Origin of the sequence: Sphingomonas cavernae, assembly GCF_003590775.1 — a bacterium.
Lineage (GTDB): Bacteria > Pseudomonadota > Alphaproteobacteria > Sphingomonadales > Sphingomonadaceae > Sphingobium_A > Sphingobium_A cavernae.
The window spans coordinates 898,941-915,979 of the sequence record NZ_QYUM01000003.1 but is presented as its reverse complement, the minus strand read 5'-3'; the positions used below and the strand labels follow the sequence as shown (position 1 = coordinate 915,979).

The 17,039-nt window shown below is 55.9% G+C and carries 16 protein-coding genes, 1 tRNA gene and 2 pseudogenes; 7 read left to right on the top strand and 12 right to left on the bottom strand.

Translation table 11 applies throughout. The features are described from left to right. Positions 1-214: 214 nt before the first annotated feature. From D3876_RS11995 to D3876_RS11975, 5 genes are all read left to right on the top strand, one after another. A complete protein-coding gene (locus D3876_RS11995) occupies positions 215-1,195 on the top strand; it encodes an agmatine deiminase family protein (RefSeq protein WP_119762468.1) in 981 nt (326 codons plus the stop codon). 237 nt (positions 1,196-1,432) lie between these two features. Then, positions 1,433-2,044 carry a hypothetical protein gene (locus D3876_RS11990; protein WP_119762466.1) on the top strand — a complete coding sequence of 204 codons (612 nt, stop codon included), beginning with the start codon at positions 1,433-1,435 and terminating at the stop codon, positions 2,042-2,044. A 354-nt stretch (positions 2,045-2,398) separates the two neighbouring features. Beyond that, positions 2,399-3,280 carry an OmpA family protein gene (locus D3876_RS11985; protein WP_119762464.1) on the top strand — a complete coding sequence of 294 codons (882 nt, stop codon included), beginning with the start codon at positions 2,399-2,401 and terminating at the stop codon, positions 3,278-3,280. Between the two features lie 373 nt (positions 3,281-3,653). Further along, the gene (aguB, locus tag D3876_RS11980; protein ID WP_119762462.1) at positions 3,654-4,502 is read left to right on the top strand and encodes an N-carbamoylputrescine amidase; all 849 of its coding nucleotides are present in this window, start codon (positions 3,654-3,656) and stop codon (positions 4,500-4,502) included. 23 nt (positions 4,503-4,525) lie between these two features. Continuing rightward, complete coding sequence (locus tag D3876_RS11975; protein ID WP_119762460.1) at positions 4,526-4,819, top strand: putative quinol monooxygenase; 294 nt, start codon at positions 4,526-4,528, stop codon at positions 4,817-4,819. Here the strand turns inward: D3876_RS11975 and D3876_RS11970 are convergent. Beyond that, positions 4,806-5,462 (bottom strand): uracil-DNA glycosylase, encoded by a 657-nt coding sequence (locus tag D3876_RS11970; RefSeq protein ID WP_119762458.1) that lies wholly within the window; start codon positions 5,460-5,462, stop codon positions 4,806-4,808. The two genes, D3876_RS11975 and D3876_RS11970, sit on opposite strands and share 14 nt — an antisense overlap. Before the next feature lie 23 nt (positions 5,463-5,485). Between D3876_RS11970 and folK the strand changes: the two genes are divergently transcribed. Together folK and D3876_RS11960 are read left to right on the top strand one after the other, a co-directional pair. Next, positions 5,486-6,049, top strand: coding sequence for a 2-amino-4-hydroxy-6-hydroxymethyldihydropteridine diphosphokinase (gene folK / locus D3876_RS11965; protein WP_119763781.1), 564 nt, complete (start codon positions 5,486-5,488; stop codon positions 6,047-6,049). Continuing rightward, positions 6,012-6,087 (top strand) — tRNA-Lys (locus D3876_RS11960). The genes folK and D3876_RS11960 overlap by 38 nt, the downstream gene beginning before the upstream one ends. 314 nt (positions 6,088-6,401) lie before the next feature. Here D3876_RS11960 and D3876_RS11955 read toward each other — a convergent pair. The 11 genes and pseudogenes from D3876_RS11955 to D3876_RS11900 form a co-directional block, all read right to left on the bottom strand. Further along, complete coding sequence (locus tag D3876_RS11955) at positions 6,402-7,070, bottom strand: TylF/MycF/NovP-related O-methyltransferase (RefSeq protein WP_182911996.1); 669 nt, start codon at positions 7,068-7,070, stop codon at positions 6,402-6,404. Positions 7,071-7,938: 868 nt separating this feature from the next. Next, complete coding sequence (locus tag D3876_RS11950; protein ID WP_119762454.1) at positions 7,939-8,718, bottom strand: FkbM family methyltransferase; 780 nt, start codon at positions 8,716-8,718, stop codon at positions 7,939-7,941. Positions 8,719-9,468: 750 nt separating this feature from the next. Next, positions 9,469-9,815, bottom strand: a pseudogene (tnpB, locus tag D3876_RS20860) (IS66 family insertion sequence element accessory protein TnpB). Between the two features lie 733 nt (positions 9,816-10,548). After that, on the bottom strand, positions 10,549-11,793 hold the full coding sequence (locus D3876_RS11930) for a glycosyltransferase (RefSeq protein ID WP_220475461.1): 1,245 nt from the start codon (positions 11,791-11,793) through the stop codon (positions 10,549-10,551). Next, positions 11,793-12,254, bottom strand: coding sequence for a hypothetical protein (locus D3876_RS11925; RefSeq protein ID WP_119762448.1), 462 nt, complete (start codon positions 12,252-12,254; stop codon positions 11,793-11,795). The genes D3876_RS11930 and D3876_RS11925 overlap by 1 nt, the downstream gene beginning before the upstream one ends. 7 nt (positions 12,255-12,261) lie before the next feature. Continuing rightward, positions 12,262-12,834, bottom strand: a complete 573-nt coding sequence (locus D3876_RS11920) for an IS5 family transposase (protein WP_238475177.1) — start codon at positions 12,832-12,834, stop codon at positions 12,262-12,264. Positions 12,835-12,863: 29 nt separating this feature from the next. Next, a pseudogene (locus D3876_RS20855) lies at positions 12,864-13,043 on the bottom strand (transposase); the annotation flags it as partial. Between the two features lie 45 nt (positions 13,044-13,088). Next, positions 13,089-14,003, bottom strand: coding sequence for a hypothetical protein (locus tag D3876_RS11915; RefSeq protein WP_119762446.1), 915 nt, complete (start codon positions 14,001-14,003; stop codon positions 13,089-13,091). 36 nt (positions 14,004-14,039) lie between these two features. Next, on the bottom strand, positions 14,040-14,684 hold the full coding sequence (locus tag D3876_RS20505; RefSeq protein WP_182911994.1) for a glycosyltransferase: 645 nt from the start codon (positions 14,682-14,684) through the stop codon (positions 14,040-14,042). A 433-nt stretch (positions 14,685-15,117) separates the two neighbouring features. Next, a complete protein-coding gene (locus tag D3876_RS11905) occupies positions 15,118-15,858 on the bottom strand; it encodes a class I SAM-dependent methyltransferase (RefSeq protein ID WP_119762442.1) in 741 nt (246 codons plus the stop codon). Further along, positions 15,842-17,029: a lipopolysaccharide biosynthesis protein gene (locus D3876_RS11900; RefSeq protein WP_182911993.1), complete on the bottom strand. Its 1,188-nt coding sequence runs from the start codon at positions 17,027-17,029 to the stop codon at positions 15,842-15,844. The genes D3876_RS11905 and D3876_RS11900 overlap by 17 nt, the downstream gene beginning before the upstream one ends. Between the last annotated feature and the right edge of the window lie 10 nt (positions 17,030-17,039).

The following is a 17,039-nucleotide window of genomic DNA, read 5'->3' as shown; positions in this document are numbered from 1 at the left end:
GCGCGTCTTCGCGTGACACATTCACTGGCTCACGCGAAGGCGCGAAGGCGCGAAGTTGATTTGGCTCCAAGACCGTCAGCCATTCCCAATCCCGCTCATCCTGAGTAGGGATCGAGCGCAGCCGAGAGCCCGTATCGAAGGACGCACTGTGCCGGTTCTTCGATACCCCGTCTCGGCAAGCTCAACGGCTACTCAGGACGAGCGGTAAATTCTGATGACTCTAACGATGCTTCCCGAATGGGCGCCGCACGAGCGCGTCTGGATCGGCTTTCCCAGCCATGAGCCCGAATGGCCCGGCGTTCTCGACCTCGCGCGCCGCGAGGTCGCGGCCTTCGCCAACGCCGTCCATGCCGATGGCGCGGGCGAAGCGGTCCACCTGATCGCGGCCGACGTGCAGTCCGCCGAAGCCGCGCGCGCACTCGCAGCGCCCGGCGTGATCGTCGAACAGCATGTGTTCGGCGATATCTGGCTGCGCGACACCGGCCCGATCATCGTCGCCACCGGCGCGGACCGGCAGGCGCGTCATTTCGATAACAATGGCTGGGGCGGCAAATACGACCTGCCCGGCGATCGCGAGATCGGCGGCATCCTCGCGGACACCATCTCCCTCCCCGTCACGCGCTGCGACTGGATCTTCGAGGGCGGCGCGATCGACGCCGGTGGCACGGGGCTTGTCGTCACCACCGAACAGTGCGTGCTCAATCCCAACCGCAATCCCGATCTGACGCGCGACGAGATCGAGGCGCGTCTCAAGGGCGATCTCGGCTTCGATCGCGTGCTCTGGCTCGGCGACGGCCTGCTCAACGATCATACCGACGGCCATGTCGACAATCTCGCGCGCTTCGTCGGTCCCAATCGCCTCGCGCTCCCCGTCGCGGAGGGCGAGGACGATCCCAATGCCGCCATCTATGCCGATGCGAAGGCACGCGCCGAAGCGATGGGTGTCGAGGTCGTCCCCATCCCCTCCCCCGGCCGCGTCATCCGTAACGGCGAGGTGATCCCGGCGAGCTACATGAACTTCTACATCGGCAATGCCGTGGTCGTCGTACCCGTTTATGGCACCGCCAACGACGATGCAGCAGTTGCCGCGATCCAGGCGTTCTTCCCCGATCGCAAAGCCGTTGGGCTACGCGCCGACCATATCCTGTTCGGCGGCGGCAGCTTCCACTGCATCAGCCAGCAGGTTCCGCGCTGAAAGCCAACCGGGTTCCGCGCGAAGCCATCATGCCTCAGTGCTCCTGCGAAAGCAGGAGTCCATGTCGTCGGGGGTAGCGCCGCTTCAGGCATGGGCTCCGGGTCAAGCCCGGAGCACTGACTGACAGCGAACCCCCTCGATCGCGAGCGCCGCCACGCCTCAAGGTTGGGCTCAGCCCCGGAGCCCACCGAAAATCCCGCTGTCCTACAGCCGCCCCGATCGGCGATAAGCTGGTGGATGCCGACCAGTCCGACCGCAATTGATGAGGATGACGGCCTCGCCGATCTCCTCGCCTTCGATCCCGTGCCGATGGAGCGTCGCCGGCGAAGCGGCTGGAATGCCGATCGCCAGCGCGCCTTCATCGTCGCGCTCGCGCATTATGGCGTGGTCGCCGATGCCGCGCGCGCCGTGGGGATGAGCGCGCGCAGCGCCTATCAGCTTCGACTCAAACTCGGCGCCGACAGCTTCGACGATGCCTGGGCACGCGCGCAGGAGGAAGCAGTGCGCGATCGTAAGGCCGAGCTGCTCGACCGGTCGCTCAATGGCGATCTGGTCGGCGTCATCCGTGGCGGCCAGCTCGTCGGCGTCCGCCGCGAACTCGCGCTTGGCAAGCAGTTGCGCGTCTTCACCGCGCTGGGGCGCGAACGCGACACGCGCGCCACCCGCGCTATGGCCGCCTATGACCGCCAATGGCGCCGCAACTGCACCGCCAGCCGTCAGGCGATCGAGCGTGCTGACCGCGATGCGGCAGCAGAGGCCGATGCGCGGCGACGGACGACCGAGCGATGGCTGGCCGAAGCCGAGGAAAAGCTGCAAGCCGCCCGCAGACCGCGGGTGCGGGGGCTTTGAGCGGGTGCAGGGGCGAACGGCGGCTTTGCGCGGGCGGGTTCAACCGGTCATTCAAGACTGGTCCAGGGCTCACCGAAAGCCGACTCGAAGGCGGCGCCAGACGAATGCTTCGGATGGGGTGAGAAACGGATTCTCAATCTTGCCTGCATGAGCGCTCGTTCGTGCGGCGCAGTTTGCATCGGTCCGCCGCACGATTCGGTCGAATTACCCGCACAACCACCTCAGTCACCGGGCGCGTTCATCTGCGCGAAAGGTTTGTCCGAACAGGCGGGAAATCCATGGTGCTCAGGTGCGGCTACATGCCGCACATCTCAATGAAGCTAGATGGAGGGGGGGCTGACAAGGAGTAACGTAATGAATGTCGTTTCCAAAAGCCCAAGAGTATTTTTGTTGCTTGCCATGCTTGCCGGGACAGCATCGGCCAGCCTGGCTGCGCAAGAGCAGGCCCAGCCCGAGGCCGGTCTCTCGGGAACTGTATCTGACACGTCTTCGCCTGAAGCGGCTGAGATGACCGAAGGGCCAGAGATCGAAGGCATCATCTCTGCGCGCAGCGGCGACAGAATGCAGGTCACGTCCGCCGATGGCACCAAGACGATCATCGCCATCAACGACAGCACCCGGATCAAGGCCAGCGGGGGGTTTTTGGGCCTCAATCGCAGCAGGCTTGCCGCGACATCGCTGCTCAACGGCCTGCCCGTCACCGTCGATACATTGCAGGGCGGCGGCGACCTGATGGCGAGCCAGATCGTTCTCAAGAACAAGGACCTCAAGACCGCGTCGATGATCCATAACGGCACCGACCAGCGCTTTGCCGAACAGACTGAGGCAACGGAGGCGCTGCGCGGCCGCATGGGTGATATCGACCAGTACAATGTCAAAGGCACGACGAACGTGAACTTCGACACCGGCAAGGCGGTGCTGTCCGAACAGGCGCAAGCCGATCTTTGCGCCGCGGCAAGCCAGGCCGAGGGGATGGATAACGCTCTGCTGCTCGTCGTTGGCTACACCGATTCCACGGGAAGCCAGGAATTCAACCAGGAGCTGAGCGACAAGCGCGCCGGTCGCGTCGTCAATTATCTTCAGCAGGCCTGCGGCTGGAAACCCTATCGCATGCTGACCCCCACAGGGATGTCCGAAGCGGATCCGGTGGCAAGCAATGACACCGTCGACGGCAAGGCACAGAACCGCCGCGTTGCGGTGAATATCCTGGTCAGCAAGGGCCTTGACGGTCTGTAAGACGCGCGGGGTGGGCTTTGCCCACCCCGAACTTCTCGGCTTGGAAACGGGCTGAAACGCTCTGAGCGGCATTTCAAGGCATGTCCGCAGAAGAAACCTAACCGCAGCTTTCCTTAAAACAAGCCATCCGATAGCACTTCCACCCGCACCCCTGTCCTACACATCCCGCTCTTGATACGCTTCCTCCGGTCACATTTTGACCCGCCCCTTGAGGAAGCCGAATCAACATGCGCGCTTGTGGGAAAAATGCGAAGTTAAGTGAAGTTAAGGCCACCGCCCCGGCCCGGCCGGGTACGCATTTCCGCGCCGCCCCCTTGGCCGCGCGGGCGCGGGCCTCTATGTCGCGCGCACCGTTTCCGAAGAGGTTTTCCCGATGACCGAGATCACCGTCGCCGCATTGCAGCTCGCGCTCACCGACGACATCGACGCCAATATCGCCGCGGTCTCGGATCTCGTCCGCGACGCCGCAGCGCGTGGCGCGAAGATCATCCTCCCCCCCGAACTCTTCGAAGGTCCCTATTTCTGCCAGGTCGAGGACGAAGCGCTGTTCGCGCGCGCACGCCCGACCGCCGAGCATCCCGCGGTGCTGGCGATGGGGAAGCTCGCCGCCGAGTTGAAGGTCTATATCCCGACCAGCTTCTTCGAGCGCGACGGGCCGCATCATTATAACAGCCTGGCGATGATCGACGACGAAGGCCAGGTGATGGGCGTCTATCGCAAGAGCCACATCCCTGACGGGCCCGGCTATGAAGAGAAATTCTACTTCCGCCCCGGCAATACGGGATTCAAGGTGTGGGAGACGCGCTATGGAACGATCGGCGTCGGCATCTGCTGGGATCAGTGGTATCCCGAGTGCGCGCGCGCGATGATGTTGATGGGGGCCGAACTGCTCTTCTACCCCACCGCGATCGGCTCCGAACCCTATGATCCCGAACTCGACACCAGCCGCATGTGGCAACGCGCGATGGTGGGGCACAGCGTGTCGAACGTCGTTCCGATTGTCGCCGCCAACCGCATCGGCAACGAAAATGGCCAGATTTTCTACGGTCACAGCTTCATCGCCGACGAGTGGGGCGACTATCAGCAGAGCCTTGGCCGGGAAGACACCGGCGCGATAGTCGCGACGCTTGACCTCGCGCGTGCGTCCAAGCACCGTGCAGGCATGGGCTTCTTCCGCGACCGCCGCCCCGATCTCTATGGCCGATTGGCCGAGGATATCTGACCTCGCAGACAAGGGAGAGTAACATGACCGTTGCGCGCCATTATGTAATGCACGCCGCCGAGGGCAAGGATGCAGTTCTGGAAACGGCTCTGCGGCAGCTCGCCGACGCCGTGCGGGGCATCCCCGGCAGCGAGGGGGTGGAGTTGCTCCGCGATGTGGGCAATGAACGCCGTTTCGTCTTCATTGAACGATGGGAAACGGTCGACGCGCACAAGGCCGCGGGCGAACATCTGCCCAAGGATGCGCTCGCGCCCGTCATGGGCGCGCTCGACGGCCCTCCCGAGGGCGCCTATCTCGACTATCTCAAGACGGTTTGAGTTCGAGCGCGCGCGCGAACACCGCCTGGAACATCGTGGGCGTCAGCCGCCCCGTGTTGGTGTTGTAGCGCGAGCAATGATAGCTATCGAGCACCACCTCACCGCCGGGCATTGGGTGTTCGGCAAGATGCGCGAACGGGGCCTTGGGCAGCCTCCCGCCGAGCACCTTCACCGTCGACTGGTGCGCGATCTGCCCGAGCGCAATGAACACCCGCGCGCTCGGCAACATTTCCCGCGAGCGTTTGAGGAAGGGGCGGCAGGTCCGGATCTCCTCGGGCGTCGGCTTGTTTTCGGGCGGCAGGCATTTGACCGCATTGATAATGATCGCACCCTTCAGCCGGACGCCGTCGTCGGCGCGCGCATCATAGCGCCCCTCGAGCAGCCCGAACTTGTCGAGCGTCGCGAACAGCAGATCTCCGGCATAATCGCCCGTGAACGGTCGGCTTGTGCGGTTGGCGCCGTGCTTGCCCGGCGCAAGCCCGACGATCGCGAGCCATGCCTGCGGATCCCCGAATGCGGGAATCGGCGCGTTCCACCAGTCGGGGTGCTCGACGCGCAGCGCCTGGCGCAGCGCGACCAGCCTTGGGCAGAGTGGACAGTCGTGTGGCGGCTCGCTTTGGGGGATAGGGCTTTCAATGAACATGCGATCGGGATAGGCGCCAGATCATGTCGGTTTCAACCTATGCCATCGCGCTCGGTTCCAACAAGCGCCATGGCCGCTATGGCGCGCCACGGGCGGTCATCGCCGCTGCGCTCGCCGAGATCGAGGCCGAGGGGGTAGCGATCCGTGCACTGTCCGCGACTTTTGAGACCGCCCCGATCGGCCCGTCGCGCAGGCGCTATGCCAATGCCGCCGCGATCGTGGAGTGCGGCGACACGCCCCCTGCCCTGCTCGCCCGGCTGAAACGCATCGAACGCGCCTTTGGCCGCCGTCCAGCGCAACGCTGGGCCGCGCGCGTGCTCGATCTCGATATCGTGCTGTGGTCGGGCGGCATCTGGGCTTCACCCGGCCTGGGCATCCCCCATCGCCATTTCCGCGACCGAGGCTTCGTGCTCAGGCCGCTCGCCGAAATCGCTCCCGACTGGCGCGATCCGCTGGCAGGCCTCAGCGTCCGCCACCATCTTTATAGGCTCGAGCGCAGAACCCCGTTGACCGCGCGCTGCTCCCCTCCTAGGGAAACCGCCTTGGTGAGGGCCGTTAGCTCAGTCGGTAGAGCAACTGACTTTTAATCAGTAGGTCGCTGGTTCGAATCCAGCACGGCTCACCAAAAAACCCCTCGGAACTCAGCGACTGACGCTATCGGCTGCAGACAGATATAGGCGCAATCGATTTCATGTCACCAAAGCGAGCGGTGCCGCCGTTGCGGATGTGACCAGCGGCGCCTTCCCCCAGCCCATATTCAACTGGGAGAGACCGAGCCCGGCCTATGTTCCCAAGCGCCAGTGGCGCAACGTTGGGCCGCTGTCGCCATACCCATTTCCTGTTCTTTGAGACCGCGATGTTCCGCCCTTTCCTGAGCGTGCTCCGCGCTTCATACAATCCGACTCCTTTCAGCCGGACTTGCTCAAAATCCGTCATGTTTTAGCGAAGCGCACCAGACTCTTTCCTAATTATTCCGCATCTTTTCCCGACACGAACTGGCTGTAATCCGTTCGCGTCACAAAACTCCATATATGCTTGGTAGGCGCCATCATATCGTTCATTCGGGGCGACGTCGTCCACTATGATGACCCCGCCTTCAACAAGCGCCGAAAATATGGCGGCAAGAGCATTGCGTGTTGGTAAGTATAAATCGACATCCAAAAAGGCCAATTTTATAGGCTTTATGTCTTTGTATTTAAATTTTGAACAGTCAGCCTTAACGGGTATAACGAAATCGTAGTTTTTAAAATTATTTACCCATGTTTTGAAGTCATTATAGCGAAATCCATTAAAGTCATTATGACATTTTTTTCGTATATTCACCTCATGGTCGATGTCTTCGGATGTAAATGAACTAAATGTATCTATTGCGTAGTAGGTTTCATTTAATCCTTCGCGCATTATATGTTCACACAAAAATTTTGTTGTCATTCCTCGCGCTACGCCAACTTCAATTATACATCCATCGGCATCCTTGAGGCGCTCTATTTCGTTAATAAGTGTAGAAAGCTCAATGGGGTCGACGCAATAATTATATGATGGAGCGCCAAGATTCGTATACCTAAAAGCTATATATTTAAGTATTTCTCCGATCGAGTTTTGCAGCATATATCCTCCTGACATACGATGTCTTTGATCAAATTTTTAAATGCATGGTAATATTTATTAAATGGCATTCTATTTTCTTTAATCTATTTGAATATTTTATTTAAGCGTGTCATAACATTATGAATAAATTACTTAATCATTTGTAGTATGGAAATTTGATCTACTGTGTTTCAATTTGAAAAGCTGTTCATCATGATGGCCAAAGCGTATCGTTACCGAGACTCTCAGGCAAGCGCTCCCGGCACTATCGTCAATTGGGGATTCTCCGGACGGAAGCCGTAATGCGAGCTTCTGGCCGATTTTGCGGGAAGATCTTCCTGAGGTCTTCACCGCCCGGCGCGGCCGCGGGTGGAGGTGCTTGGGGGCCGCATTCTGCGCTTTGTCGCTCTGAGCCGTCGCCGCGGCATGAAATCGGCTTACGGGCTGAACAGGCGTGCAAATCGACGCCCGCGATGGTCGAGGGCGGCTCAATCCTCGGTCCGATTGTCTCGTTTTCATTGACGAGACTTGGCCGTAGGCGCGCCTGGGGTGGCGGCATTGCCGGGCGCAGCTATTGCGAGCAACCCCTGATCGAGCGAGCACGATAGTCGTCGGAGAAGGGGGGGGCGGTCGGCCTCTCAGTTACGATGGCTCCCCATATTGTCGAATGCGCCAACCATCTGGGCAGTCATGGCGCCGCCGTTCAGCAGTGCTCGTCGCCGAACTGTCGCTTGGTGACACCGTCAATCATGGGTACTCTGTCGAAGCGCGATGGCTCGAAATTCGTAGGGGAATAGAGGCGGCCTGCGCATTACTGCATTGCCTGCCGCCCTATCGTATTTACTTTAAACCGCGTAAGCGGGGCGCTTCAAGTCGATAGTCAAGTTTTCTAAACTTGTCGAGAATACTCAAAAACTCCTCCAATGCCGTCATCAAATACGATTTTTTTAGTAAATCCAGAATCCAGTAGATTTTTATCTTTGATTGGTAGCGATTCAATCACGAAGCGATGCACGTTCATCAGATTATTTTCTCTAATGACAGGCATAAATGCCTGCTCGGCTCCCTCGCAATCGATTTTAATAGTGCTGATCTGGCCAAGAGTTGAGGCCGTTGTTTCAATTAATTCATTAATCCCAACCGCCGGTACTACTTGGCGCATCCCTGTTTCCAGGCAATCGACGCCCGAATAGCGGCCGGTTGGCTCTACGCCAATTTCCAGAACGCCAGTCGCATCTGAAACCGCGGAATGCATAAACTGAATTCTTCCCTCAAAACTCGCAAGCTGCGCAATTGCCCGGTCAATATTTCCTTGAAGAGGTTCAATGAGTACGCCGCGCGTGTTAACGCAACGTGTAAGGAAGTATAAGGAAGAGAGACCAATATTGCCTCCAATGTCAACGAATACACTTTCTTTTTTTGAATTTTTATATACTTCCCAAATGAAAATTTCATTAAATGTAAAGAGATCTTCAAAGATATTTATCTTAATAGAATGATCTCCGGTTGGAGTTCTAAAGTGAAGATCCCAAGGGTATTTTCCTAGGTCAAGCACGTATCGCAAAAGATATTGTGCAGGGTTTTTGCAAATCTTAAACGTTTTAAAAATCGTATACCAATGCAACGGCTGAAATGCTGCTCGCAATACTCTTCCAAGAGATCTTCCCACTTATGCACTCCTTGTTGCGTGGTTGCGCGATCTGAAAGTAATAGATTTATATATAAAATCAGTATTATGAATTCGTAAGTTATCGGTGGTTAAAATGGACGTTTTAGGAAAACGCCAATCGCAAAAATGTGACGATCTTTGCTTCCAGATGCGGTTGCGCATCGGCGCTATCGATGACGGTTGCTCCTAGGTCTCGGTGGCACTTGGTATGAGGGGGCAACGGAGGGATCATGACGAGCATCTTTTCGAATGACCTGAGGCGCGTGCATCGGGGCAGGCTGCTTGTTAGCCTGAAGCTTTGGGCCAGGAAAGAGGCGTCGCTTGCGCCGAGGTGCAATCCTTGATGTGCTCCGAAGTGCGATCAATGGATCGTGTGATGTTGTTTATACAAATGTGTGCGTGCACTGCCATGACAATTGGTAACGGTGTGGCCGGTTGGCACCTCGCGTGTAGATATAGGCAATACTCACCCCAAAGGTCACCGCAACCTGCCGGGCGGATTGCCCGCCATCGACCGCCGCAATCACCCGATCCCGCAAATCCTGCGAATAACTCTGACCCGATCGCCAACCCATCGCCGCCTCCTTCGTAACGGCGTCCTATGAATCACACGATCAACTCAATGGGAATCCCCAACGATTCCGCCCATCATGAAAATGCTCTAGGGCGAATGCACGCAACGCTTCGATGTCTTCGGGCAGGTCCGCTTCCATGAGCATGGCACGAGTGAATCAACACAAGGAAGCCCCGTCAACCGGCAATCTGCGGGGCAATCGGGCGACGGCCGCCATGCACCCGGCGCCAGTCCAGACCCTCCAGCAACGCACCAAGTTGCGCCGCCGTCAGACGCATTACGCCATCCTGGATGCCCGGCCACTTGACGCCACCGGACTCGAGCTTCTTGACCATCAGGCACAGGCCGGTTCCGTCCCACCAGATCAGCTTGATCCGTTGGCCCGAAACACGTAGATCACGCCCGAATAGGGATCGCCGCCGTACTCGGCGCCAACCAGCGCGACCCGCGCGTCAGGCCCCTTGCGGAAATCGACCGGGCGCGTCGCCACCGTCACGCGCGCCCCAGCACCAGGTCCGATCATTGCTTGGACCGAAGGGCTTGCACTACGGCAGCGGCGAGATCAGCCTTGGCCGTTCGCGAAATCCGGACCACGGCGCCGTCGATCTCAACTTCGATCGCGACATCGCCTCGCCGCGCACCATCGGCGGCGACCGGTACGAACATCGGCTCCGCCTCCGTCGAGCCATGCTTTGCTTCCAATGCGTAACGAAGCTCACGGCGCCAGGTAGAGTTGGGAGGTCCGGATATCGTACAGCCGAGCAAGCGCCGTAAAGTTTATCACAATGCTGCGCCTCCGCGACGATCGCTAGCTTCTGCTCCAAGCTCCAGGATCGCCGCCGACCGGCCATCGTGCTGAGCACCTCGAGACGCCGGACCGGCTCCAGACCAACTCCAGTGCGAGCGTCCAGTGCGGTCGTAAGCGCGTCGTCGTCCATACCCCGTGTCTGCCTCAATCACGCAGGCAAACAAGGTGAGGAGCGAACGTCGCTTACGGCGCGATTCAGGCGCCGAGAGCATCATGATCTGGCCCACCGATCCGCCAAGCGCGCTCAAGACCAGCCATTCTCTGGCCGGGGAAAGAGGCCGTAGGATGGAAGCGCTATAGCCGATCAGACTCGCAGCCAACGAGGTCAGGCAAAATGGACTCTGCCGCTCCGGATCCAGCCACAAGCCCAGACGCCGTAGCGGCGCAACCTGCCGTCAACGTCAACACCGCACTCGCTCGCCGCTATTCTGGTTACTCTGGTGTTGGTTTACGATGCTTGCAATCGGTCGCTGCAAACATTCAACTGTTCGGAGTTTGTCCCCCGGACTTCTCGTACACCTGCCACGAATGGCGCAAGATTTGCTTCCCAATTGTGGTTCTGCTCAACATAGGCCCGACCGTTTCGGCCCAGAGCTTCATACAATAGTGGATCTTCGGCCAAACGCCTTACCATATTTGCAAATTCCGCTGGCTCAGATGCGACAAGCAGATCGCTTCCCTCTCGAGCCGCAAGGCCCTCATAGCCCACGCGCGAAGTTACCACCGGCAATCCCAGTGCCATATATTCAAGGACTTTGTTCTGGATGCCAGCCCCCAACCTCACGGAACAAATTCCAAACTTTGCATCGGCGACAACTTCTGGAATAGACGGCACCTCGCCTGTAACTGTCACACGTTCATAGCCACAGAGCTTGGCTCGCCCGCTGTCGCTAATACGCCCCACAACCCTAAATTCAGCCAAATCGTCCTCTCGTAAATTTGGCATGATATCTTCAATAAAATGAATACAAGCGTCCATGTTCTGAACCGTATTCATATTGCCAATGAAAACTCCGACATTTTTACAATTCACTCTGTTCACAAAATTCAAATCTATTGTATTTACGCCGTTTGGCGTAACTTTCACATGACTTGGAATTTCGTTCCCGCACAAAAATCTTGCGTCTTCTGCAGAGGTAAAATTCACCAGCGAAAATTGTGAAATTGCATCAGTTTCGTATTTATGCAATCGATCAAACTCATAACGATATATAAGCGCCTTTAAGCTCAATGACCTCACAGAACGAACGCGTTTATAATTGAGTGAAATCGCGTCGGTCATTTCCAGAATCGTCGGAATATGCTTCATCTCCTTGATATAGTGCCCCGCACGAATAAGATGCGCCACACAAATATCATGCTCCTCAGCAAGCACCCTCGCCCGCTTCGCGAATACTGATGATTGATAATATGCGATCTGCAATGGAATACGGGTAGGAATACTAAGCATTACGTTCAAATATGAACGATATCTCGGAAGCATCACACATTCAATTTTGTCAAACAACGCGTCCGTGACCAACCCACCATTCATCTCTTCCTCTGTTTCGCAAAGCGAGAGAAGCGTCAGAGAATATTCATCGGCAAGAGATTTGCAGATCTCGTGTATTCTGAGTCTATCCCCACCAACAACTGGATAAGGAAATCTTGGCGTAAGCACCAACGCGCGTGGCCGGTTTCGCGACAGAGACATTAACGGCGTCCTTCCACAATAATATTGGCGTTTTTCGGCCGCCGCTCATTTGCGCCCTTCCCCTTGGGCGCAAATCTTTTTGCGAAAGCATCCAGCACGTAAATGAAGATGACCACCGGTGAGGATTTTATCAGTGGAACAACCAGCTGCCACAACTCGGCGCGCCAAATATAGAAAGCAAATGGCATCACACAGACGCCCACGAGAAAGGCCAGCGGCACCTTGGACTCCACGAGGCGTTGCGCAAGAGCGCAGATTGCGACCGCCAAGAGTGGATATGCCAGACTTATCAATACAGGTCCAAAGATCAGGCGGCTTTCCAACAACGCCGATGAAGACAGCCCAAAACCAAGATCGTATGCGCGCGAAATGTACACAGACGAAATCAATTTCGACACAGTATCGATGCTATTTAAGTCGGACGGCACAATCAAAGGTTTCAACTGCGTGAAGACCAACATTCGCCCACTAGGCGGCGTGGACGAATTTGATCCAAAGCCGGATGGCAGCGAGATGGACCATGCCGAGGAAACTTGAGGGCGTTTGATCGTAGCGGGTGGCGACGGCACGATTGATTTTCAGCTTGCCGAACATTCGCTCAATGCCGTTTCGCTGCCTGTAGAGCTGCCGATCGTGCTCGATCCTTTCTCGGCGATTGGAGCGCGCCGGGATGACAGCCTGTATGCTGCGGCTCGCGAGATCGGCGCGAATGGCGTTGGTGTCGTAGCCTTTGTCGGCCAGCAGAGCCGCCGGAGCGCGGTCCGGCAGGCGGATCAGCGTGTCATAGGCCGTGCAGTCGGCGGCTTCACCACCAGTCAGGTGGAAGGCGACGGGGCGTCCTCGGGCATCAGCCAGACAGTGAAGCTTACTGGTGAACCCGCCCCGCGAGCGGCCAAGAGCGCGTCGACAAGTCCCCCTTTTCCGCCCGCTGCCGAGACATGGGCGCGAAGGGTGGTGCTGTCGATGCTGTAGTGTCCGGTGTCGGCCATGATCTCGGCAAGCGTCACCGACACGGCCTCCCAGACCCCGGCCTCGCTCCAACGACGGAACCGCCGGTAGATCGTGTTCCAATTGCCGTATTTTGGCGGGACATCGCGCCAAGCAGTCCCACAGCGCAGCCGCCAGAGTATGCCGTTGACTATCGAGAGATTCTGCTCAGGCCTGCGGCCGCGCCCTCGGTTCTCTGGCTCGATCGGCAGCAGACCCTTCAGAACGCGCCATTCTGCTTCGCTCAGATCGCCCCGGCTCAAACCTGCCTCCAAAAGGCAGCCTTGAATCAACCCACACCGTCCACGTCAACCAATTCGTCCACGCCGCCTAGTCTGATCCGATCCCAGAACTGCAGCATCAAATGAACTGAAAAGTGAAGAGGACGTCACAATCAGGTAATCAATAGCTGACACATCCCAAGACTCGCGCGCGTAGCCGATGAACGCGACGAACGCAGCAGCCAAAGGCACACCCACCATCACCATAATTCTCTGCCGGACGCCCAGCTTCATGGAATGCTGGATAAGCACAAACGCACAAGCAATGAGAAAAACCGGGCGAGATCTGATTCCAATGATAACCTCGAGGGCGATGGCGAAAAGCCCCAACCCCCGGGCCCAATATGGCACTCCCTTTTGCGTTATCGCCAACAGACCAACCAACGGAGCCGCGGCCGCCAATAGCCTCACTATTGCAGGACTTGCGTCCCTTATAGTATCTCCCTCCGTATAAATTGAGAGATAGCCACCGAGAGACCCGACCGCTTCATAATAATAGTAGTACTTTACCAAGGCGGCCACGGAGCAAATAGCCACAGCTGGCAGCAGCGCACTGCGACTAATTTCATACTGCGGCGCTATCTCCCTGGATCGTATAGCACACATGCCCAACGCGTATTGAGCGATCAGTGCAGGCCCAGCGAGCTCGCCGTAAGGCAAATATGCGGGCACGTCTGTCCAGCCCATACCGACACTCAAACCAGCCACGCCAATAAAAATAGCATGAAAAATATAAGCAATGACAAACAACCAGCCGGTCGAAAAAACAACACGGATCACGAATAGAAACTGGATCAAAACAGCATATGAAAAGGCAGTCAGAATCGCGTTAGCTGCTGACATATACCCAATAGCCACGAAAGTGGAAAAAACCGATGCGCCAATGAATACTGCAAATATCTCGACAGGATTCTGACGTTTTTTATGAAAAATTTTTTCCATTTGTGTGCATTTCTATAATTTCGAAAAAGTGCAATTCTAGTTCAGAAGTTTAAAGAGGCCAGACCTCGCCTCTCTCTTCAATCTATCGATCTTCGAGTACGGAACAGAAACGCCGCCGAGTTTAATAGCCGCAGCCATATTCTCACAGAATTCATCGACGTCGTCGTTGGCGTACGAGTACGTCCAATCATCCTTAAGTGCGCCGAATACAGGCAATCGACTCATCACCACCGGTCGGCCAGCCAATCTGCCTTCAACCACAACCCGACCAAAACCCTCTGCCCGTGAATGGACCCAAGTCACCTTGCTTGCCTGAAAAAGGCGCACCAACTGCTCTTGAGGCAAGAGGCCATGTACCCGGATTTCAGGCAATTTCATGCCCGCTTGCCCAAAGTCCGCGATTAGCTTCATGGCACGCTCCGAAGCGTCACCAAAGCCGACAACGTCAATCTCAACCTTATCCAGTCGGCTATCCTTTGCCAGCGCGCTCATCATTCGGAGCGCCGAATTGAAGTCCTTATTTGGCCCCACGCCAGAGACAAGCAGAACCCGAAGATCTGAAGCATCGTCGTTCAAAACCAAGGAGCGAGAAAATTCTGCTTCTATGCTGGTGAAGCAATTTGGGATGTACACGATCCGACTTCGCGAAAATTTAGGCACAGATTGCAGCACGCGCATCATATAAGGAGAAACAACCCCAAACGTTCTCCCAAGGCGGGCATGCCATGCCGATGTACATGCCACGTAGCAAAAGGAAAATTTAGATTTTCTATGCGTCGATTTATAGGGAATGAGATCGTGAACTATACAAACCACTCGCCTCGATAGTGAAAGAACAAATGAGCACGAATTATATGGAAATATGGTTACGCTTGGACGGAGTAATAAGAAATACATGGGAACTACAAATTGTTCATGAATAACCATAAGTATATTCTGCGCCCAATCAGGAAGCCTTCCTACCCATAGTGGCGCCCTCAGGGTTCGAACAACACAAAGCTCCCTGCCAATAATGTCAACATCCCTCACGTAAGCGGGGATGCCTCTTTTCTTTATTGAGCCGAAAAAATCCGCTATTAAAATCAGTTCTTTGTTTAACATAACCAATAATCCGCTATTTTCTCTTCTCAACAACAACAGTGACTTCGGGATCGAGCGGCACCTTGGCGCCATAATAAGCAAAGCCCAACGCCAACTCCACACATCGCCGAACTGCTATAGCCAAAGGCTTCATCATAAACTTCAATATCCCCAAATCATGCCAGTTTGTAAGCGCGTTTGAGATAGAAACGAGCTCCAGTTGAGCAACGTTTGCCAATTGAAGGTAACCTTTCGGCGAAAGTGTTGTGCAATGTGTCACGTCACCATATTGATTGATCACGCCGAATGGACTTGCCATATTTGGAAATCGAGCTATCAACAGGCCGCCATATTTCATTTTTCTTTGCGTCATCTTGAGAACATCGAGCAGTTCAGCCATTTCCATGTGCTCAAACACGTCAAATGCTACGACCAAATCAAATTGCCCATCGCCGAACTGACTGATTGATCCAGCGCGCGCATCAATGCCGCTCGCACACAATTCCGGGCATAAACTATCGTCGAGTTCGACGCCGGAGCAGCGAAAGCCACGAGCAGCAGCCCGTCTTAAGAAGGCGCCATCACCATAGCCTATTTCAAGCAGCTCGGAAGGAGCCTGTCCACCCGCACGGCGCACCTCGCGCAACGCGATTTCGGCATCGCGGGCAGCAGTTCCGACATCCCACCCCTTCCAGCTATGATATTTCTCATACACCTCACGGCGCCAATCATCACTGGTCAGCGTCGAAGGAGAGGTCTCAATTTTGTCGAGCATCGCGAAGCCTTAACAGTAGCCATATTTGGCACAATAAATTTGACGCTTCCACAGCGAGAACTGTGCCCGCGACGCCCACGGCGCCAAAGGCAGAACCAAGTTGCCATCCCACAAGGGGAATGGTGATGGATGTGCATATCGCTATCCTGAACAGCCAGCCATCCCTCCAGACGGACAGCAGAAGCACGGTGGTTACGGTCAACATGGCCCGGACCCCCGCAATCGTTGCCAATATCCACTGAAGGCCATCCGCCGGTGCGTAAGCCGGATTGAACCAGACAACGAGTTGAGCAATGGCGAAAGGTATCCAGGCTGTCGCAACGGCGAACAGGGCGCCGAAGTACCAATACCCCTTCGCCCTGATTGAAGGGATCTTACCCACCAATGGTAGTGCGACACCACCAATAAGCATCGGAACAAAATCCACCCACCGCGCAAGGTACATGTACTTTCCTGCGACGTCGGGACTCATGAGCTTTGAAACAAGCAATGCGTCTGTGCGCGTATTCGCATAAGCAAGAAGTGCGAGCCCTAGCACTGGTAGCGCTTGGGGGAAAAATACTTTGTACGCGACCCGCAAATCATTAATGCGAAATATAAGACGTACACGAAAAAAAATTGCCGCACAGATTAGCTCTGCAACTGCAATGTACGGAAGACACCATTTACCTGTAGGAAACCCAAAGTGAGATAGTACGGCCATTGCCATCGCAGTAACGTAAACTGCACCAATAATTCCTACGATTTCATGCGCTTTATTGTCAACTTGACGAACATTGAGAGTAAGCTGCAGCAACGATTGCGGAAAAAATTGCAATCCAATAAACAGCATGAGTAAATTTACGCCATGCAAAGAATTTAATATGATGATCACGCCGACCGCCGTCATCAAACCATGCATTAATTTCAAAAGCATAGCGCGGCGGGCCACTCGGACGCGTTCGTCCGGTTCCAGCGCTTCCGCCCTTCTTAAATAGACAGTATCAACGCCACCATCGGCCAAGCAACGTGCAAATTCTGCAACAATGAATGCCAATGCGTAAGACGCAAACTGCGCAGCCGGAACGATGCTAGCGAGCGTCAAAAGTCCAAAATAACGCGCCCCAACGCCCAAAAATCGTACAGCCACCAAACTAACCGTACTCAAAAAAACGGGGCGCTTCCAGATCAAGATGAACAGC

Coding starts and splice junctions, on each gene's coding strand:
- D3876_RS11905 (WP_119762442.1), bottom strand. CDS start 15,858: ATGCTCGACAAAATTGAGACCTCTCCTTCGACGCTGACCAGTGATGAT.
- folK (WP_119763781.1), top strand. CDS start 5,486: ATGTCGGTTTCAACCTATGCCATCGCGCTCGGTTCCAACAAGCGCCAT.
- aguB (WP_119762462.1), top strand. CDS start 3,654: ATGACCGAGATCACCGTCGCCGCATTGCAGCTCGCGCTCACCGACGAC.
- D3876_RS11930 (WP_220475461.1), bottom strand. CDS start 11,793: ATGTCTCTGTCGCGAAACCGGCCACGCGCGTTGGTGCTTACGCCAAGA.
- D3876_RS11975 (WP_119762460.1), top strand. CDS start 4,526: ATGACCGTTGCGCGCCATTATGTAATGCACGCCGCCGAGGGCAAGGAT.
- D3876_RS11995 (WP_119762468.1), top strand. CDS start 215: ATGACTCTAACGATGCTTCCCGAATGGGCGCCGCACGAGCGCGTCTGG.
- D3876_RS11915 (WP_119762446.1), bottom strand. CDS start 14,003: ATGGAAAAAATTTTTCATAAAAAACGTCAGAATCCTGTCGAGATATTT.
- D3876_RS11985 (WP_119762464.1), top strand. CDS start 2,399: ATGAATGTCGTTTCCAAAAGCCCAAGAGTATTTTTGTTGCTTGCCATG.
- D3876_RS11955 (WP_182911996.1), bottom strand. CDS start 7,070: ATGCTGCAAAACTCGATCGGAGAAATACTTAAATATATAGCTTTTAGG.
- D3876_RS11990 (WP_119762466.1), top strand. CDS start 1,433: ATGCCGACCAGTCCGACCGCAATTGATGAGGATGACGGCCTCGCCGAT.
- D3876_RS11970 (WP_119762458.1), bottom strand. CDS start 5,462: ATGTTCATTGAAAGCCCTATCCCCCAAAGCGAGCCGCCACACGACTGT.
- D3876_RS20505 (WP_182911994.1), bottom strand. CDS start 14,684: ATGATGCGCGTGCTGCAATCTGTGCCTAAATTTTCGCGAAGTCGGATC.
- D3876_RS11925 (WP_119762448.1), bottom strand. CDS start 12,254: ATGTTGGTCTTCACGCAGTTGAAACCTTTGATTGTGCCGTCCGACTTA.